The following is a 15,946-nucleotide window of genomic DNA, read 5'->3' on the forward strand; positions in this document are numbered from 1 at the left end:
GCCATCTTCCTAAAGAGATAAACAATTTGAGACTGGGCGAATGTCTGCTGCTCGGGCGCGACATGGCCTTCGACGTGGACATCGAGGGGCTGTCGCAGGATACGATGCGGCTCGAAGCCGAGCTTGTCGAGGTGCGCGCGAAGCGCACGCTGCCCGTCGGAGAGATAGGACACGACGCCTTCGGCAACGTGCCGGTCTTCGTCGACCACGGCACGCGCAGGCAGGGCATCCTCGCCGTCGGCAAGCAGGACGTGAACGTACTCGGCCTGACGCCGCTCGACGAAGGCGTGAAAATTAAAACGGCGTCGAGCGACCATCTGCTCGTCGACATCGAGTCGCGCCCCGACCTGAAGGTCGGCGACGTGCTGAGCTTCCGCCCCGACTACACGGCCATGCTCTCGGCATCGACCTCGGAGTATGTGGCGAAGGTTTTCGAGGACGGGGGAGAATAAAGCGGCGCGGGCGAATTTGCGCTCCTGCGGTAAATATGGAAAAGAGGAAGCGGGAGTTATTCCCCTTCCTCTTTTTTCTTGCTTTCTTCCTTGATGCGGGCGGTCAGCTTTTCTTCGGCGCGGAGGAAGGGCGCGGTCTTTTCGCGCACTCGGCGGACGATTCGGAAGCTCCGCCATCTGCGGTCGAGCGCGGTCTCGGGCGGTGCTTCCTCGGGCTTTTCCCCGCTTTGCGCCGCTTCGTCCGGTTTGCCGCCGCGCCGCAGGGATTTCAGCACGGCGCAGATGTCATCGACCTCATCGTCCGTGAGCGAGTCGAAGCGGTCGAGCTGGCTCTGCACCGCGGCGAGGTGCGGATTCTGCCGCTTCTGCTCCCCGCTGCGCGCCATGATGCGCCCCGCGATGATGCTGGTGAAGGCCGTCGTGCAGGCGACGCCGAGTATCATCAGGCAGACGCCCGTGACGCGCCCCATGTCGGTCTTGGGCACGATGTCGCCGTAGCCCGTCGTGCTCGCGGTGACGAAGGCCCACCATATCGCGTCCTCGTAGCTGCTCTTCTCAGAGTTGACGAAGAACATCGCCGCCGTGACGATGGCGATTATCGTGACGCCGCCCGCGTAGTGCAGCAGGTTCGTGCGGAAGAAACGGCTCTGCGTCGTGTAGGCGCGGCCCAGATATGCGATGAACTTGACGAAGAATATCGCCTGCACGTAGACGGATGAGACCGTATCCCAGCCGAGCCGCTCAAAGACATAGTTGAGCGCGATGAAGGGCACGACGGGGACGACGGCTGCAAGCTCCGGCAGGCGGCTCAGCGCGAAGGCGCGCAGGTTGTCCGCGGAGCAGAGGCGCACGAGCAGGTCGGCGGTGAAAATCAGCCAGATGAGATGGTCGACCGCGTAGATGACGAAGGGCTGCCGCTCGGGATGGAAGTACGACGAGCCGAGCGCGATGAGCGTCGCGAGCGAAAAGAGCGCCATCAGCGGCAGCGACACCTCGTAGGCGAATATCAGACGCTTCTTCATAAACGGCTTTATATCCATAAGCGCAGCATCCCCTTCCCAAACGCATGAGAAAATTCTGAAATCCGCAAAGCTCCGGTAATTCTGTTCAGCGTCTATATTATACATTAAACCCGCGGAGATAATCCGAAGCGCAAAAAAGGCGAAACGGGCGCGGAATTGAAATTTCCGTAAAAACGGCGCGGCGTTCGGTCAAAATATCATGCAGCGGCGCTGCAAAGGTGATATTATATCCGTGAACGAAAAATTTGAGTTCATTTCAGGAGGAAATATAAATGCACATCAAAATCCAGGATGAAAATTTCAACGCCGAATCGCTGCCGGTCATAGCGATGCTCGCGGCGGAGGGCGAGCCGGAGACCGTCTCGCTCGACCCGCTGCGCGGCGAGATGCGCGACTTCTGCCGCCGCGTCGTCGTCAACGAGAATTTCCGCGGCGAGGCGGGCAAGCTGCTCGTCGTGCCGGTCGCGGACAAGACGGTGCGCTGGGCCGTCATAGCGGGGCTCGGCCCCGAGGACAAGCTTACTCCGGAGCGCGTGCGCGTCGCGGCCTTCTCGGCGGCCCGCGCCGTCGCCTCGCGCGGCTGCACGGAGCTCTCTCTGACGATGCCGAAGGCGGGCGACGCGGACCGTTCGCGCGCCGCGGCGGAGGGCTGCGCGCTCGCCTCGTACCGCTTCGACAAGTATCTCGCCCGCAATGAGAAGGACAGGTTCGCTGCGGTCGAGACCGTGACGGTCGCAGACGGCTGCGAAAAGGCGCTTGAAGAGGGACGCATCCTCGGCGAGTCGCAGTGCTGGACACGCGACCTCGCGAACGAGCCGGGCTGCGTGATCAACCCCGAGGCGCTCGCCGCGAAGGCGCAGGAGCTCGCCGCCGAGCTCGGGCTCGCCTGCGAGATTTGGGACGAGAAGCGCATCGCCGACGAAAACATGGGCGCGTATTCCGCCGTCGCCTCGGGCTCTGCGAATCCGCCGCGCTTCATACACCTGACCTACGAGCCGGAGAACGCGAAGGGCCACATCGCGCTCGTCGGCAAGGGGCTGACCTTCGACAGCGGCGGACTCGACATCAAGCCGGCTGAGTTCATGCTCACGATGAAGGGCGACAAGAGCGGCGCATGCGCGGTGCTCGGAGCGATACGCGCTGCGGCTCTGATGAAACTGCAGTGGAAGGTCACTGCCATAATAGCCGCGGCTGAAAATATGCCGGGCGGCGCGGCCTACAGGCCCGACGACATACTGCGCGCGCGCAACGGCAAGACTATAGAGGTCAACAACACCGACGCCGAGGGCCGCCTGACGCTCGCCGACGCGCTCTGCTACGCCTCGGAGCTCAAGCCCGACATGATTGTCGACATAGCGACGCTGACGGGGGCCTGCGCCGTCGCGCTCGGCTCTACGACGGCCGGGCTTTTCACTAACAACGACGAATTCGGAGACAAGGTGCTGAAGGCCTCCGCCGCGAGCGGCGAACGTCTCTGGAAGCTGCCGATGGACGACCCGAACCTGCGCGAGCTGGTGAAGTCGCCCTTCGCCGACCTCGTTAACAGCGCGGGACGCTACGGCGGAGCCATAACGGCGGCGATGTTCCTCGAGGCCTTCGTCGACAAGGACATCCCGTGGGTGCACCTCGACATAGCGGCTGCGGATTTCGTTAAGACGCCGTACAGCTACTACGTCAAGGGGGCCACCGGCTTCGGCGCGAGGACGCTCGCCGAGCTCATCCGCGAGCTGTAGGCCGAAGAAGGAGCGCATCTCCGAATGGCAGACGGGAACCGAAACGATTCCATCGCTCTCATAAACGCAGTAATCTACCCGATGGCGCAGCCGGGGCGCGCGCAGGCGCTCTTCGCGCGCGGCGGGGTGATAGAGGCCGTCGGCGGCGACAAGGACATACTCGCGATGTGCGATTCAAGGACCGTGGTGCTCGACATGAAGGGCAAGTACGTCCTTCCGGGCTTCACCGACACGCACAACCATCTGCTCGCGGCTGGGCGCAGCCTCGAGACGCTCGATTTGAGCGGCGCGCGCTCGATCGACGAGATGATAGGCCGCGGGCGGCACTTCCTCGCGGAGAACGCGCTGCCGCCCGGAGGCTGGTTCTTCGCGCGCGGCTGGGACCAGAACAAAATGGCCGAGAAGCGCTTCCCGAACCGCCGCGACCTCGACCTTATCTCTACGGAAGCGCCGCTCTTCTTCGAGCGTTCATGCGGACATATCGCCGTGCTCAACAGCGCCGCGCTTAAACTCCTCAAGATAGACGGGGATTTCAGGATATCGGGCGGCGTCGTCAACACCGACGGCTCCGGCGAGCCGACGGGGCTCATCAGCGAGGCCGCCGTCAACTGGGCGCGAATGAACATACCGGAGCAGTCGCGCGAGACGCTCGAGCACTGGTACGGCCTCGCCGTCGACCGCATGATAAAGTACGGCGTCACCTCTGTTCAGACCGACGACCTTGAGATGGCGGGCGGCGTCGACGGCGTCTTCGACCTCTACGAATCGCTCGAGTCGCGCGGAAAGATGCCGATGCGCATAGCGCAGCAGTGGCACCTGCGCGGCGAGGAGGGGCTCGCGGAGTTCATCGAAAACGGCGGATGCAGCCGCGGCGGGAAATTCTTCCGCTCCGGCCCGCTCAAGATACACGTCGACGGGACGCTCGGCGCGCGTACCGCGGCGCTGCGCGAGGAATACTCCGACGACCCCGGCAACCGCGGCGTCTACGCGCACTCGCAGGAGACGCTCAACCGCCTCGTGAAGCGCGCGCAGGAGGCCGGAATGCAGGTCGCCTTTTACGCGATAGGCGACGGCGCGATAGAGCGCTGCCTCAACGCCGTCGAGGCGGCGCGCGGCGCGGCGAACTCCGACATACGCCACAGGATAGTCCACTGCCAGATAGGCGCGCAGGACCTTTTCGCGCGCATGACGGAGCTCGGCGTCATGGCTGACATTCAGCCCGCCTTCGCCACGTCGGACTGGCCGATAGTCGTGCCGCGCCTCGACACGGACCGCGCGCGCTGGAGCTACGCGTGGAAGTCGATGCTCAAAAGCGGCATTCCGCTCGGCGCGGGTTCCGACGCTCCGACAGAGTCGCTGAACCCCTTCGTGGGAATACGCGCCGCGATACTGCGCCAGGACCTCAACAACGAGCCCGAGCACGGCTGGATGCCGGTGCAGCGGCTCGACCGCGTCGAGACCTTCGAGATGTATACGAGCGGCGGCGCGCGCGTCTGCGGCGAGCTGTCGTGGCGCGGCACGCTCGAGCCCGGCAAGGCCGCGGACTTCACGGCCTTCCTCGAAGACCCCTTCCAGACCGCGGACGACGACCTGCCTAAGCTTGAAGCGGGGCTCACGGTCGTCGACGGAAAGATACGCCACATAGAGTAGGCGCGCGGCTTGAGCGGGGAAGAATCCAAAACGCTGAAATCCCCCGCCCTTGTGATAGACCTTCAGGGGCAGGCGGAGCACATAGTCTACCGCAACGCGGAGAACGGGTACACCGTTCTCCGCATTCGCGTGCGCGGCTATCCGGACCCTGTGACCGCGGTCGGCATCGCGGCCGAGCCCGCGCCCGGCGAGATGCTGACGATGAAGGGCCGCTGGGAGGAAAACAGCCGCTACGGAATGCAGTTCCATTTCGACAGCTGCGACAGTGCGCTGCCCTCGACCGCAGACGGCCTTGAAAAATTCCTCGGCTCCGGCCTCATACGCGGCATAGGCCCAGCGACGGCGCGCAAGATAATCGAGAAATTCGGCGCGGAGACGGCGAAGATACTCGACGACGACCCGATGCGCCTCGCCGAGGTCAAGGGCGTCAGCCGTGCGAAGGCCGAGGCGGCGGGGGAGTCGTGGCGCGAGCAGCGCGACATGCGCGAGGTCATGGTATTCCTCCAGGGCTACGGCGTCGGCGCGGGCTACGCGATGCGCATATTCAAAAAATACGGCACGGCCGCGCTCGAGGTGATGAAGGCCAACCCGTACCAGATAGCGCTCGACGTGCAGGGCATAGGCTTCGCCACCGCAGACGCGATAGCGCAGAAGCTCGGCGTGCCGCACGACTCGCCCTACCGCGTCGCGGCGGGAGTACACAACGCGCTCAACGACCTCACGGGCGAGGGCCACGTCTACGTGCCTCGCAAAATGCTCGCCGCGCTCGCCGCGGAAAAACTCGGCGTCGCGGAAGAAATTGCGGCTGCGGGCATAGAGCAGGCGCGCCTCGCCGGAAACATCGTCGTCGAGGAAATCCCCGGCGGCGGCGAGGACGAAAACGCCGTCTACCTTCCGGCCTTCCACTACGCGGAGACCCACTCGGCGGAAAACCTGCGCCGCATCGCCGAAGAGCCCTACAACAGCAAAGCCGTAGACACGAACGCCGCGATACCGTGGCTCGAACGCGAAATGGAAATGACCTTCGCCGAGGCGCAGCGCGAGGCGATAACGCGCGCCGTAAACTCCAAGGTCATGGTCATAACCGGCGGCCCCGGCACGGGAAAGACTACGATAATCCGCGCCGTCCTGCGGCTGCGCGAGGAGGGCGGCTACCGCGTGATGCTTGCCGCGCCGACCGGGCGCGCCGCGAAGCGCATGACCGAGGCGACGGGCCACGAGGCAAAGACGATACACCGCCTGCTCGAATACTCAAGCGGCGGCGGCTTTGCCGACGACGCGGCGGGGCGCGCGAGCTCGCTCTTCGGCGGCGGCTTCATGCGCAACGAGGAAAACAAGCTCGAATGCGACCTTCTCATCGTCGACGAAGCCTCGATGATAGACCAGATACTCTTCCACCACCTGCTCAAGGCCGTGCCGCGCGGAGCGTCGCTCATATTCGTCGGCGACGTGAACCAGCTTCCCTCAGTTTCGCCCGGCAACGTGCTCAAGGACATCATCGACTCGGGCGTATGTCCCGTCGTCATGCTCAACGAAATATTCCGCCAGAGCGGCGCGAGCCGCATAATCACCAACGCCCACCGCGTCAACCGCGGCGAGCTGCCGCTCGAGCCCGAGGACGGCGCGCTCTCCGACTTCTACTTCATCGAGCCGAAGGTCGCGGCTGACGGCCTGACCGACGAAGAATACAAACGCCGCTTCGACGACAAGGTGCTCGCCACGATAAAAAAACTCGTCACGGAAAACATACCGCGCCGCTTCGGCTTCGACCCAGTCAACGACATACAGGTGCTCTGCCCGATGCACAGCGGCGTCGCCGGAACGCGCCGCCTCAACGCCGAGCTCGAAAAGCTGCTCAACGCGGGAAACGGCGCGCGCGTGCAGCGCCTCGACCGCGTATTCAAAGCCGGCGACAAGGTCATGCAGATAAAGAACAACTACGACAAAGACGTCTACAACGGCGACATCGGCACAATCGTATCGATAGACGGCGAAAACTCGCGCCTCTACGCGAAAATGGACGCCGGCATAGTCGACTACGACTTCACCGAGCTAGACGAACTCGTCCACGCCTACGCCGTCTCGATACACAAATCGCAGGGCTCCGAATACCCCGCCGTCGTCATCCCGCTGCTCACGCAGCACTACGTAATGCTCCAGCGCAACCTCCTCTACACCGCGATAACGCGCGGCAAAAAACTAGTCGTAATAGTAGGCACCAAAAAAGCCCTCCGCATCGCCGTAGCGAACGACAAAACAAAAAAAAGATACACGCGCCTGGCGGAACGGCTGAGAGGCGAGAAATAGGCTTGATTAATTTTTGACGATTTTTTAAATTTTTCCCTGCTCGTTAAATCCCGCGTCAGAGATACAAAAACGCGCCCCTCCGCTGAACGGAAGGGCGCGTTCATGCTTTACGCCGTTAGAAATATCTCGTGCTGCTTCTGTAAATGTTCTCTCTGTGCCCTTCCTGTCCGTCCTTTTCGGAGGCGGCTAGGCGTCTCTCCGTGTAGCGCGAGAAACGCACGAAAGGAAGGCCGATGAGGAGGTAGATTATCGCAACGAGGATTCCGGGGCCGAAGTAGTCGTAGTATGTCGCGGAGACCTGTCCGTAGACTTTCGTGAGGTCTACCATCGTGATGATGGAGACGAGCGAGGAGTCTTTGAGCAGCGATATGAAGTCGTTGTTTATCGGCGGGATTACGACGCGGATGGCCTGCGGCAGTATTACCTCGCGCATCGCCTGCCAGCGCGTCATGCCGAGCGCGAGCGCCGCCTCCCACTGGGTGCGCGGTATTGCGAAAAGCCCCGTCCTGTAAACTTCGGCTTCGTAGGCGGCGTAGTTGAGGCCGAGCCCTATCGCTCCGGCCCAGAAGGGCGAGAGCTTGATGCCGACCGAGGGCAGCCCGTAGAAGATGAAGAAGAGCTGTATCAGGAGCGGCGTGCCGCGTATGATTTCGACGTAGGCGGTAGCTATCATCGCCATCCATTTGGGCGCGAAGACGCGCGTGACGGCGAGCGCGAGGCCGAGCGCCATCGCTATGACCATCGAGACTATCGAGACTTCTATCGTTACGACGGCTCCGCGCGCGAAGAGCGGCGCGGCTTCCCAGTATCTTTCGAGGCGCTTCTGGAGCGTCAGCTGCGGCCTGTGGGCCTCGGCCCATTCGTTGTAGCGCGCGGGCTCGACCTTCGGCGGGTCGTAGTCGTTGAAGGTCTCGGCCATGACCGGGGTCCAGAGGTTCCAGCGGTCGTATATCTCGCGCAGTATGCCCTTGTCGCGCATCGCGATGAGCGCGCGGTTGACTTCGCGCGTGAGCTCGGTGTCGCTCTTGCGCATCGCTATCGCGTAGATTATTTCGCCTATCGGCTCGCCGACGAATTTTATCTCGGGGTTGAAGCCCGCGGAGTAGAGCGCTATCGGCTGGTCGAAGAGCGCCGCGTCGAGGCGTCCGTTGGCGAGGTCCTCGTAGGTGTTGGCCTCGACGATGTAGGTGCGTATCTCAACGTCGCCGACCTCTTCGAGCACCATCTGCGCGTAGCTTTCTTTAAGCGTTCCGGCGATCTTGCCCTTGAGGTCCTGGAGGCCCTTTATCGAGTCGTCCTCGCGGCGCACCGCGAGCTGCAGGAAGGTCTTGTAGTAGGGTATCGAGAAGTTGACCTCGCCCTCGTGCTCCGGCGTGACCTCGAGGCCGTTTATCGCGATGTCGTAGAGGTTGCGGTCGAGGCCCGGGATGAGGTTGTCCCACGCGTTGTTGACGTAGACGGGCGTGCGGCCCATCTCTTTCGCGAGCGCATTGACTATGTCGACCTCGAAGCCTATGAGCTTCTTCGGGTCTTGCGGGTCGGGGAACATGTAGGGGAATCCGCCCTCGGAGTCTCCGCCCCAGCGCAGCACCTTTTCGCCGGCCGCGGGCGCGGCTGCGTCGGGCGACGGCGTCGCCGTCTCTTCCGCGAAGAGCGCGGCGGGCGTGCAGAGCGTAAGTATAAGCGCAAAAATTGCAATGAGCTTTTTCATCAGCATGTCACCCCTGCGTTTACAAAGTGGCGTAGGAAGGCGCGGGTGCGTTCGTTCTTCGGATTCGCGAAGAGTATGTCCCCGTCCTCGTACTCGACTATCTCGCCCTTGTCCATGAATATGATGTAGTCCGAGGCGTCCTTGGCGAACTTCATCTCGTGCGTGACTATTATCTGCGTCATGCCTTCCGCGTCGAGCTCCTTCATGACGTGGAGGACTTCGCCGACGAGCTCGGGGTCGAGCGCCGACGTAGGCTCGTCGTAGAGCATCACGCGAGGGTTCATCGCGAGCGCCCGCGCTATCGCGGCGCGCTGGCTCTGCCCGCCGGAGAGCGTCGACGGGTATTTGTTGGCGAAGCCCGCGAGTCCGACCTTCTCTAGCATCCTCATGCCGAGGTCGCGCGCCTCTTCTTCCTTCATCTTTTTCACGACCATCGGTGCGAGCATGATGTTGTGGAGCAGGTCCTTGTTCGGGAACAAATTGTAGCTCTGGAAGACCATGCCGACCTCGGTGCGAAGCGCGTGGACCTTGGCGAGCATTTCGTCCGTCGGCTTCTCGCCCGGTTTGCGCGAGACGGTGACGCCCGCGACCGTGACGGAGCCGGAGTCCATAAGCTCGAGGCAGTTGATGCAGCGCAGGAAGGTAGACTTGCCGCAGCCCGACGGGCCTATGATCGTGGCGAGGTCTCCTTCGCGTATGGTGAAGCTGATGTCCTTGAGGACGACTCCGTCCTCGTAGCTCTTAGAGAGGTGTTCGATAACTATAAGCGGCTTGTTGATGGTGTTCATATCCGTACCCCCTTGAGATTTTGTTTTTGTGATGGTTTTTCAAAAGGGCCGTCATATTCGGAGATATTCGCCGCATATCGCATGGGCGGGAAGAGCCGCCGAATACGCGGGAATCGGAAGAGCCGCCGTGAAAACACGCCGCGGCCTGCGCGCGCTGGAAAGCTGTGTTTCGTGTCTGTCACACCAGACACCAGTGATTTTTTTCAATTTTCGTCTCACGTCCCTTCCGTGTAACGACATAAACGCCGTTAGTGTAATGGTTTTGGCGTGGGATTGCAAGGAGTTGACGGAGACTTTTACGCAAAGTAAACGAAAAGGCCGCGGCTTTGCGCCGCGGCCCGCGCCTCTAGCCCTCGTAGCCGAGCTCGCGCTTCGTCTTTGCGATGTCGGCCTCGGTATCCTTTATCCAGCGCGCGAGGAGCTCCGGCTTCACCTTCTTCGACTTCGGGTCGTTCAGCAGAGTGTCGAGCTTCTTCTCCTGTATGCGCAGCCACTCGAGCTTCGCCTCGCGGAACTGAATATCTGCGACGGCGTTCCCGCGTTCGCCGTCGTCCTCTTTTACAAATGCGCGGCTCAAACTGCCGTTCCTCCCTTCGCGCGGCGTTCGCGCGCCGCGTCATGCGTTGTTTCAAAAGTTTTACGATATTATAGCAAACGCGCGCGGTTTTCAGGATTTCGCGCCGCGTCGGGATATTGACGGCTCGCCGCGCGCGTATATAATTAAGCGTCGTTATATTAAGTATGCTTAGCTTTCGGGAGGCAACTATGGAACCGCTGCATTATCTGTTGATGAGGGCGCACGGCGCGGTCAACCGCGAGATACTCGACGGCGCCGCGAAGCTGGGGCTGACGCCGGGGCAGCCGAAAATTTTGGAATTCCTTACGAACAACGGCGAGAGCGACCAGAAGACGCTCGCCGCGGAATGTGAGATAGAGCAGGCGACGGCGGGCGGCATCCTGCTGCGCATGGAGCAGGCCGGACTCATAGAGCGGAAGCACAGGGAGGGCAACCGCCGCTCGCTCTACGTCTCGCTGACGCCTAAGGGCGAAGAGGCGGCGCGCGGCATGGCGGAGGTCTTCGCGCGCGCCGACCGCCGCGCCGCGTCGCTGCTTTCGGACGGCGAGGAAGAACGGTTAAAAAATATGCTCGCGTCGGTGCGCCGCGCGATGGCGGAGACGGAGGTGGACGCGAGATGACGCGCCGCGATTACGCCGTGTTGGCGAAACGCTATATATTTCTATGCTTCGGCCTCGCGCTGATGGCGCTCGGCATAGGCTTCTCCGTCAAGGCGAAGCTCGGCACGTCGCCGATTTCGAGCCTGCCCTACGTCGTGAGCCTCTTCTCACCCTTCACGATAGGGCAGGCGACGATAGCGATGCACTGCGTCTTCATCGCGATGCAGATAGCGCTGCTGCGGCGGCGCTTCGACCCCGTGCAGCTCGCGCAGCTTCCTATCGGCATAATGTTCGGCTATATGATTGACGCTGGGCTCTGGGCTCTCGGCTGGGTGGACTGCTCGGCATACTGGCAGCTCTGGCTGCTCGTCATCGCGGGCATAGTGCTCGTAGGCACCGGCGTGGCCTGCGCCGTCGCCTCGGGAGCCGTGCCTCTCGCGGGCGAAGGCGTGGTCGTCGCCGTCTGCCGAGTGCTGCACGTCAGCTTCCCGCGCACGAAGATAATTTTCGACGCGAGCCTCGTGGCCTCGGCGCTGCTGTTATCGTTCGCCGTCGCGGGAAAAATAGAGGGCGTCCGCGAAGGCACGCTCGCCGCCGCGCTCTGCGTCGGCCTCACGGTGAAGGCCGCGAACAAATTCGTCGTGCCGATGGCGAAGAGGTTTATCGCGTAATGGCGCGCCGTATTATGGAAGGGCAGACCGCCGCAAGCGAGGAGAACGCGGCGCTTCGCGAAGAGATGCGGAGGCTCCGCGCCAAGCTCGCCGCAGCGGAGTCGTCGCGGCTTTCCGGGCAGCCGTCGTTCTCTCTTGAAGAATCGCGCGCGCGGCTTGAAGCGATTTGCCGCTGTTCGATTTAAGCGGCGGGAACTATGCGGCGCTGAAATATTTCCATCGTTATATGAGCGGCATATAAAAGCAAGAGCCCCGGACCTTTCGGTTCGGGGCTCTGCTGCGTTCTTTGCTGCGTCTGTTTTACTTAGTCGTCGTAGTTCTTGCCGTCGTTGCCGCCTTTGCCGGGGGCGTTGTCTTTTCTGAAGTCCTTGCGCTCGCAGAGGACTTTGCGGTCCGGCGCGGCGTTGTGGTCGGGGCGCGCCGCCATGATTTCGGCGACTGCGTCGGCTGTGCCTTCGGCTCCGAAGGCGTCGATGAAGCGTCCGGCCCACCACTCAACTTCGTCGACGATTCTGTCGATTATCGGCTGCGGCTCGTTGAGGATCATCTCGGCGAAGGGCAGGTTGAGCTTCTTGTAGTCTCCGCTCTTGCGGCTCATGCCCTTTTCGTCGGCCGCGGCGACGATCTTCTCCCAGAGCTCGACGGAGATTCCGCGGTCGGCTTCCTTCGTGTAGGTGCCGCCCTCGGTTATCGCGTTGCCGGTGTCGGGGTCCATCTTGATTCCGAAGTAGACGTTCTGGAAGAGCGTCGCGACGTTGCCCTTGCGGATGCCGTACTTGCGGAAGGTCGAGACCTTGTCGAGCGGCGTGCCGGAGATGCCGTGCTGCGCTATCGCGACGCCATAAGGGGCTATCGCGTCGGCTATTTCCTTCGTGCGCGTGAGGTCGATGCCCTCCATCTGTCCGACCGCCGGGTCGTAGGTGCCGTGGAGGCTTCCGTTGGAGATGGCGAGGTAGTCGGGGAAGATCTGCCACGCGTTGAGGCCGCCGATGTAATAGGTCGCCTCTTCGACGGTCGAGAGCTCGCCGGGGCCCTTTATCTCGCCGACTTCGACTTCAAGGCCGAGCTCGGGCGGCAGCCAGCCCGCGAGGGCGCGCGTCGCCGCGAAGTTGTCGTAGTCCTCGAGGTGCGATGCGTCGATTGCGACGGAGGTGAAGCCGCTGTTCAGTATTTTCGTGAGGTGGCCTACTCCCTTGAGAACGTCCGCTTCGCTCTTTATCGCGTAGTGGTCTACGTGGAGCCCGAAGACCGCTCCGTGTCCGAGCTCGGTCGAGTATTTCAGCGCGTAGTCGGCGAGGTTGTCGTAGGTCGAACCGCAGTAGGTCGACTCCGACTTCGCTAGCTCGATGAGCACGGCGGCGTTTTTCTTCTTCGCCGCGCGGAGCACGCCCTTCACGACGAGCGGATGGCGCGCGTTGGCCGCAAGTACGATTGAGTCGCACTTCTTCGCAGCGGCGGCGATGTCGCGTCCGCTGACGAGGCCCATCTCGTCGTTCGCGAAGCGCGCCTGCACGTTGAGCGGGCGCTTTTTCAGAAGTTCCTGGTAGGCTTTACTCTTTACATCCATTGGAATCTCCTCCTAATGATGTTTTTATTTATGACCGTATTATTATTGTAGCCTTTATGACCTGATATTGCAAAGAAAATTTACGGGACGGCGCGCTTTCCGCGCGTTTTTGCAAAAATTTCGCGGCGCTGTCCTTTCACGCGCGCCGCGTCGTCTCAGCCTTTTATAAATTTTTTCTCGATGAATTCCGCGCGCCCCTCCGCGCCTATCTCGCGGTAGGCGCGCGCCGCCTCTTCGGCGTAGCGCGCGGTGGGGCGGCCGAGGGCGTCCGCAAACGGCGCGCCGTCCAGGCGGCCCTCTTCGACGGCGGCTGCGGTCCACGCCTTCGCCATGTACTGCGCGGCGTGCCAGCTCTTTTTGCCTATCGCGGAGAGGAAGTCGGCCTTCCGCAGCGAGTCGAGCGCGCCCTCCACGTCTCCGGCGTCTGCGTCGCATATCGCCTTGAGGCTGTAGAGCAGCGAGGTGCAGTGTCCGCCCTTCGAGCTTTCGAATAGCTCCGCGCCCTTGCGCACGTGCGCCTCGAAGAGCGCGCGGTCGCCGATGTCGAAGGCCGCGTCCGCGGCGTGCGCGTGGAAGTGGCTGCGCCCCCAGAAGAGGCCGCGCTTCTCGCATGTATCGACACATTCCTCGAAGAGCTTCAGCGCCTCCGCCGCGCCGCCGCGCCGCTGGCGCATCTCGCCGATGTAGCATTTCGGCGCGAGCATGCTGAGCGTGTAGCTGCGGCCCGTGAGCGCGAGGTTCTCGAATACCTTGACCGAGCGCGTGAAAATCTCCTCCGCGCCGTCGAAGTCGCCTTCGATCTGCTTCGCCATGCCGAGGAAGCGCAGCGCGAGCCCAGCGTGGTTTTCCTTGCCGAGCTCACGCGAGAGCGAGAGCAGCTTCTCGCCCGCGGCGCGCAGCTTTTCGCCCTCGTCGGTCTGTAGGTAGAAGTGCGCTATGTCTTCAAGAGCGTGTATGTACGTCTCTCCGACGCGATTTTCTTCGGATATTCGCAATGCGCCGGATAAAAGCGTCATGCCTTTGTCGTACTCGCCCCAGTTTATGAGATAGCCGCCGTACATCTCGAAGTACGACGCCTCGAGCGCCGTCAGCTCGCGTTCGTTTTCCGGCCCGGCCGCGCGCAGCTCGCCGAGGGTACGGCGTATCCGTTCAAACTTTTCCTCCGTCTCCTCGCGGCTGCTGTAGGGTACGGAGCAGCGGAGCAGGACGCCGTCCTCTATCATCGGGAAGAGTATGTGGTTCAGGTTGATGTGGAAGAGCATCTCGGAGACGTTCTGGCGCAGCACCTGCATCTTCATCCCCGCCGCCGTGTAGTGGTGGCAGAGCTTCGCGCTGAGCGCCGGGTTCCATACGTGCGGCGACCAGCCCGCGGAGAGCACGTCCGCTATCTTGGCGTGGAGCTGCTTTTTGCGGAAGGCCGGCATAGAGTCGTAAAGGCATTCGCGCACGTTGGCGTGTAGGAAATCTATCGCCGCGCGCGCGCCGTCGCTGACCTCGCGTATCATCTTCTTCCGAAGCAGCGCGTCGAGCGTCCTTTCCGTAGCTTCCGGCTCTTCGCCGAGCACCGCGGCGAGTTCCTCCGGCTGCGCGCCGCCGCCGAAGGCCGAGAGCGCGAGCACCAGGGCGCGCTCCCGCTCCGACATTCCCTCGAGGCGGCTCATTATGAGCCCCTTGAGGCCGTCGCGGCAGTCGGCGTTTTCGTTTTCCATCAGAATCCGCATCATCTCCGCGAGCAGCAGCGGCATGCCTTCGCTCTCGCGGATGAAATATTCCTCGCCGCGGCAGCTTATGACCTTGTCGGAGAGGAATGAGCGGCAGTATTTTATTATCTCCGGTCCGCGGAAGGGCGCGAGCGATATTTCGAGCGTGCGCATACGGAGCTGCGGCTTTATGTTGCGCAGCATCCCCTCCGCCGCGGCGGCGCTTTCGGGGCGCGCGGTCATGAATATCACGGCGGATATCTTCAGCTCGGAGAGGAAGACGCGCAGCGTGTCGAAAGATTTGTCGTCGAACCAGTGCAGGTCCTCGAATATAAATACGGGCTTGCCGCGGTCGCAGAGGCGCTGCGCAAGCGAGGCGAGCGCGCGCCCTACGGTGAGCGGCGTGCGCTCCGGGGAGAAGGCGGCGCTCATAGGCGTCTGCCCGCCCATGAAGCCGTAAAAGACCGAAGAGAGCATCGCGCGCTCCGCTGGCGAGGGCTCGACGCCGCGTTCCGCGCAGAGCGCGCCCATAGCGGAGGCTATGCCGTCCCACGACGAATATTGGAATTTCTCGCCGACCGAGAGCGGGGAGGCGCGGAAGACGCCAGCGCCGCCGAAGGCCGAGCGCAGCGCCTGCTCGACGAGCGCCGTCTTTCCGACGCCGCCCTCGCCGTGGATGAAAATTACGTCGAGGCCTCCGCCGCTCTGCGCGAGCTCCAGAATTTTCTTTATCTCGCCCTCGCGTCCGCAGAAGAATTCTCCGGGAGACTTCGCCGCCTCGAGGGCTTGCCTATAGTGAAGAGGAAGCTCTTCGCGCGTTCGCTCGGCTCTATGCCGAGGTCGGCGCGCAGCTTTTCGCGGTATGTGTTGTAGACGGAGACGGCCTTCGACGGCGCGCCCTCGTCGCGGTAAATTTCCATCAGCTCGAGGACGGAATCCTCCTCGTAGGGCTCGAAGAAAAGCAGCGCCGAGAGCGACTCCGCCGCCCCGTCCATGTCGCGCGCGTCGTAGCAGGCCGTGATGCGGTCGCGCAGCGCCGAGACGGTCCTTTCGCGCAGCCGCGCGCGCGTCTCGCCGAGCCACTCCGCGAACTCCGGCCTGTCGAGCATGTCGAGGCCGCTCAGCGGCTCGCTGAAAATAGCCTCGGGCAGCGGTTCCGCGCGCGAGGC

General features: G+C 62.6%; 14 protein-coding genes. 7 read left to right on the forward strand and 7 right to left on the reverse strand.

Annotated elements, in window-relative coordinates; genetic code table 11:
* The first annotated feature begins 26 nt into the window (after positions 1-26).
* The gene (locus ABGT66_RS02885; protein ID WP_346688729.1) at positions 27-452 is read left to right on the forward strand and encodes a hypothetical protein; all 426 of its coding nucleotides are present in this window, start codon (positions 27-29) and stop codon (positions 450-452) included.
* A 56-nt stretch (positions 453-508) separates the two neighbouring features.
* Here the strand turns inward: ABGT66_RS02885 and ABGT66_RS02890 are convergent, their stop codons facing one another.
* The gene (locus tag ABGT66_RS02890) at positions 509-1,492 is read right to left on the reverse strand and encodes an ion channel (RefSeq protein WP_346688731.1); all 984 of its coding nucleotides are present in this window, start codon (positions 1,490-1,492) and stop codon (positions 509-511) included.
* 254 nt (positions 1,493-1,746) lie between these two features.
* Between ABGT66_RS02890 and ABGT66_RS02895 the strand changes: the two genes are divergently transcribed.
* The 3 genes from ABGT66_RS02895 to ABGT66_RS02905 are packed head-to-tail and all read left to right on the forward strand — an operon-like array spanning position 1,747 to position 7,164.
* Positions 1,747-3,207 (forward strand): leucyl aminopeptidase, encoded by a 1,461-nt coding sequence (locus ABGT66_RS02895; RefSeq protein ID WP_346688733.1) that lies wholly within the window; start codon positions 1,747-1,749, stop codon positions 3,205-3,207.
* Between the two features lie 24 nt (positions 3,208-3,231).
* Complete coding sequence (locus tag ABGT66_RS02900; RefSeq protein WP_346688735.1) at positions 3,232-4,857, forward strand: amidohydrolase; 1,626 nt, start codon at positions 3,232-3,234, stop codon at positions 4,855-4,857.
* A gap of 51 nt (positions 4,858-4,908) precedes the next feature.
* Positions 4,909-7,164 (forward strand): ATP-dependent RecD-like DNA helicase, encoded by a 2,256-nt coding sequence (locus ABGT66_RS02905; RefSeq protein ID WP_346688737.1) that lies wholly within the window; start codon positions 4,909-4,911, stop codon positions 7,162-7,164.
* A gap of 115 nt (positions 7,165-7,279) precedes the next feature.
* On the opposite strand, the gene ABGT66_RS02910 is transcribed toward ABGT66_RS02905, so the two are convergent.
* The 3 genes from ABGT66_RS02910 to ABGT66_RS02920 form a co-directional block, all read right to left on the reverse strand.
* A complete protein-coding gene (locus ABGT66_RS02910) occupies positions 7,280-8,875 on the reverse strand; it encodes an ABC transporter substrate-binding protein/permease (protein WP_346688739.1) in 1,596 nt (531 codons plus the stop codon).
* Positions 8,875-9,663 carry an amino acid ABC transporter ATP-binding protein gene (locus tag ABGT66_RS02915; protein ID WP_346688741.1) on the reverse strand — a complete coding sequence of 263 codons (789 nt, stop codon included), beginning with the start codon at positions 9,661-9,663 and terminating at the stop codon, positions 8,875-8,877. Before ABGT66_RS02915 ends, ABGT66_RS02910 begins: the two co-directional genes overlap by 1 nt.
* Before the next feature lie 346 nt (positions 9,664-10,009).
* Positions 10,010-10,240 (reverse strand): hypothetical protein, encoded by a 231-nt coding sequence (locus tag ABGT66_RS02920; RefSeq protein WP_294194091.1) that lies wholly within the window; start codon positions 10,238-10,240, stop codon positions 10,010-10,012.
* Positions 10,241-10,428: 188 nt separating this feature from the next.
* Between ABGT66_RS02920 and ABGT66_RS02925 the strand changes: the two genes are divergently transcribed.
* From ABGT66_RS02925 to ABGT66_RS02935, 3 genes are read left to right on the forward strand one after another with little or no spacing between them, the layout of a single operon-like run.
* Positions 10,429-10,860 carry a MarR family transcriptional regulator gene (locus ABGT66_RS02925; protein WP_346688744.1) on the forward strand — a complete coding sequence of 144 codons (432 nt, stop codon included), beginning with the start codon at positions 10,429-10,431 and terminating at the stop codon, positions 10,858-10,860.
* 20 nt (positions 10,861-10,880) lie between these two features.
* Positions 10,881-11,510, forward strand: a complete 630-nt coding sequence (locus ABGT66_RS02930; RefSeq protein ID WP_346688746.1) for a DUF6198 family protein — start codon at positions 10,881-10,883, stop codon at positions 11,508-11,510.
* The gene (locus ABGT66_RS02935; RefSeq protein WP_346688748.1) at positions 11,510-11,695 is read left to right on the forward strand and encodes a hypothetical protein; all 186 of its coding nucleotides are present in this window, start codon (positions 11,510-11,512) and stop codon (positions 11,693-11,695) included. Before ABGT66_RS02930 ends, ABGT66_RS02935 begins: the two co-directional genes overlap by 1 nt.
* A gap of 119 nt (positions 11,696-11,814) precedes the next feature.
* Here the strand turns inward: ABGT66_RS02935 and ABGT66_RS02940 are convergent, their stop codons facing one another.
* The 3 genes from ABGT66_RS02940 to ABGT66_RS02950 form a co-directional block, all read right to left on the reverse strand.
* A complete protein-coding gene (locus ABGT66_RS02940; protein WP_346688750.1) occupies positions 11,815-13,077 on the reverse strand; it encodes a class II fructose-bisphosphate aldolase in 1,263 nt (420 codons plus the stop codon).
* Between the two features lie 155 nt (positions 13,078-13,232).
* On the reverse strand, positions 13,233-15,509 hold the full coding sequence (locus ABGT66_RS02945) for an AAA family ATPase (RefSeq protein ID WP_346689231.1): 2,277 nt from the start codon (positions 15,507-15,509) through the stop codon (positions 13,233-13,235).
* Positions 15,506-15,886 carry a BTAD domain-containing putative transcriptional regulator gene (locus ABGT66_RS02950; protein WP_346688752.1) on the reverse strand — a complete coding sequence of 127 codons (381 nt, stop codon included), beginning with the start codon at positions 15,884-15,886 and terminating at the stop codon, positions 15,506-15,508. The genes ABGT66_RS02945 and ABGT66_RS02950 overlap by 4 nt, the downstream gene beginning before the upstream one ends.
* Between the last annotated feature and the right edge of the window lie 60 nt (positions 15,887-15,946).

Origin of the sequence: uncultured Cloacibacillus sp. (assembly GCF_963926575.1) — a bacterium.
In the GTDB taxonomy this organism is placed as follows: Bacteria; Synergistota; Synergistia; order Synergistales; family Synergistaceae; genus Caccocola; species Caccocola faecigallinarum.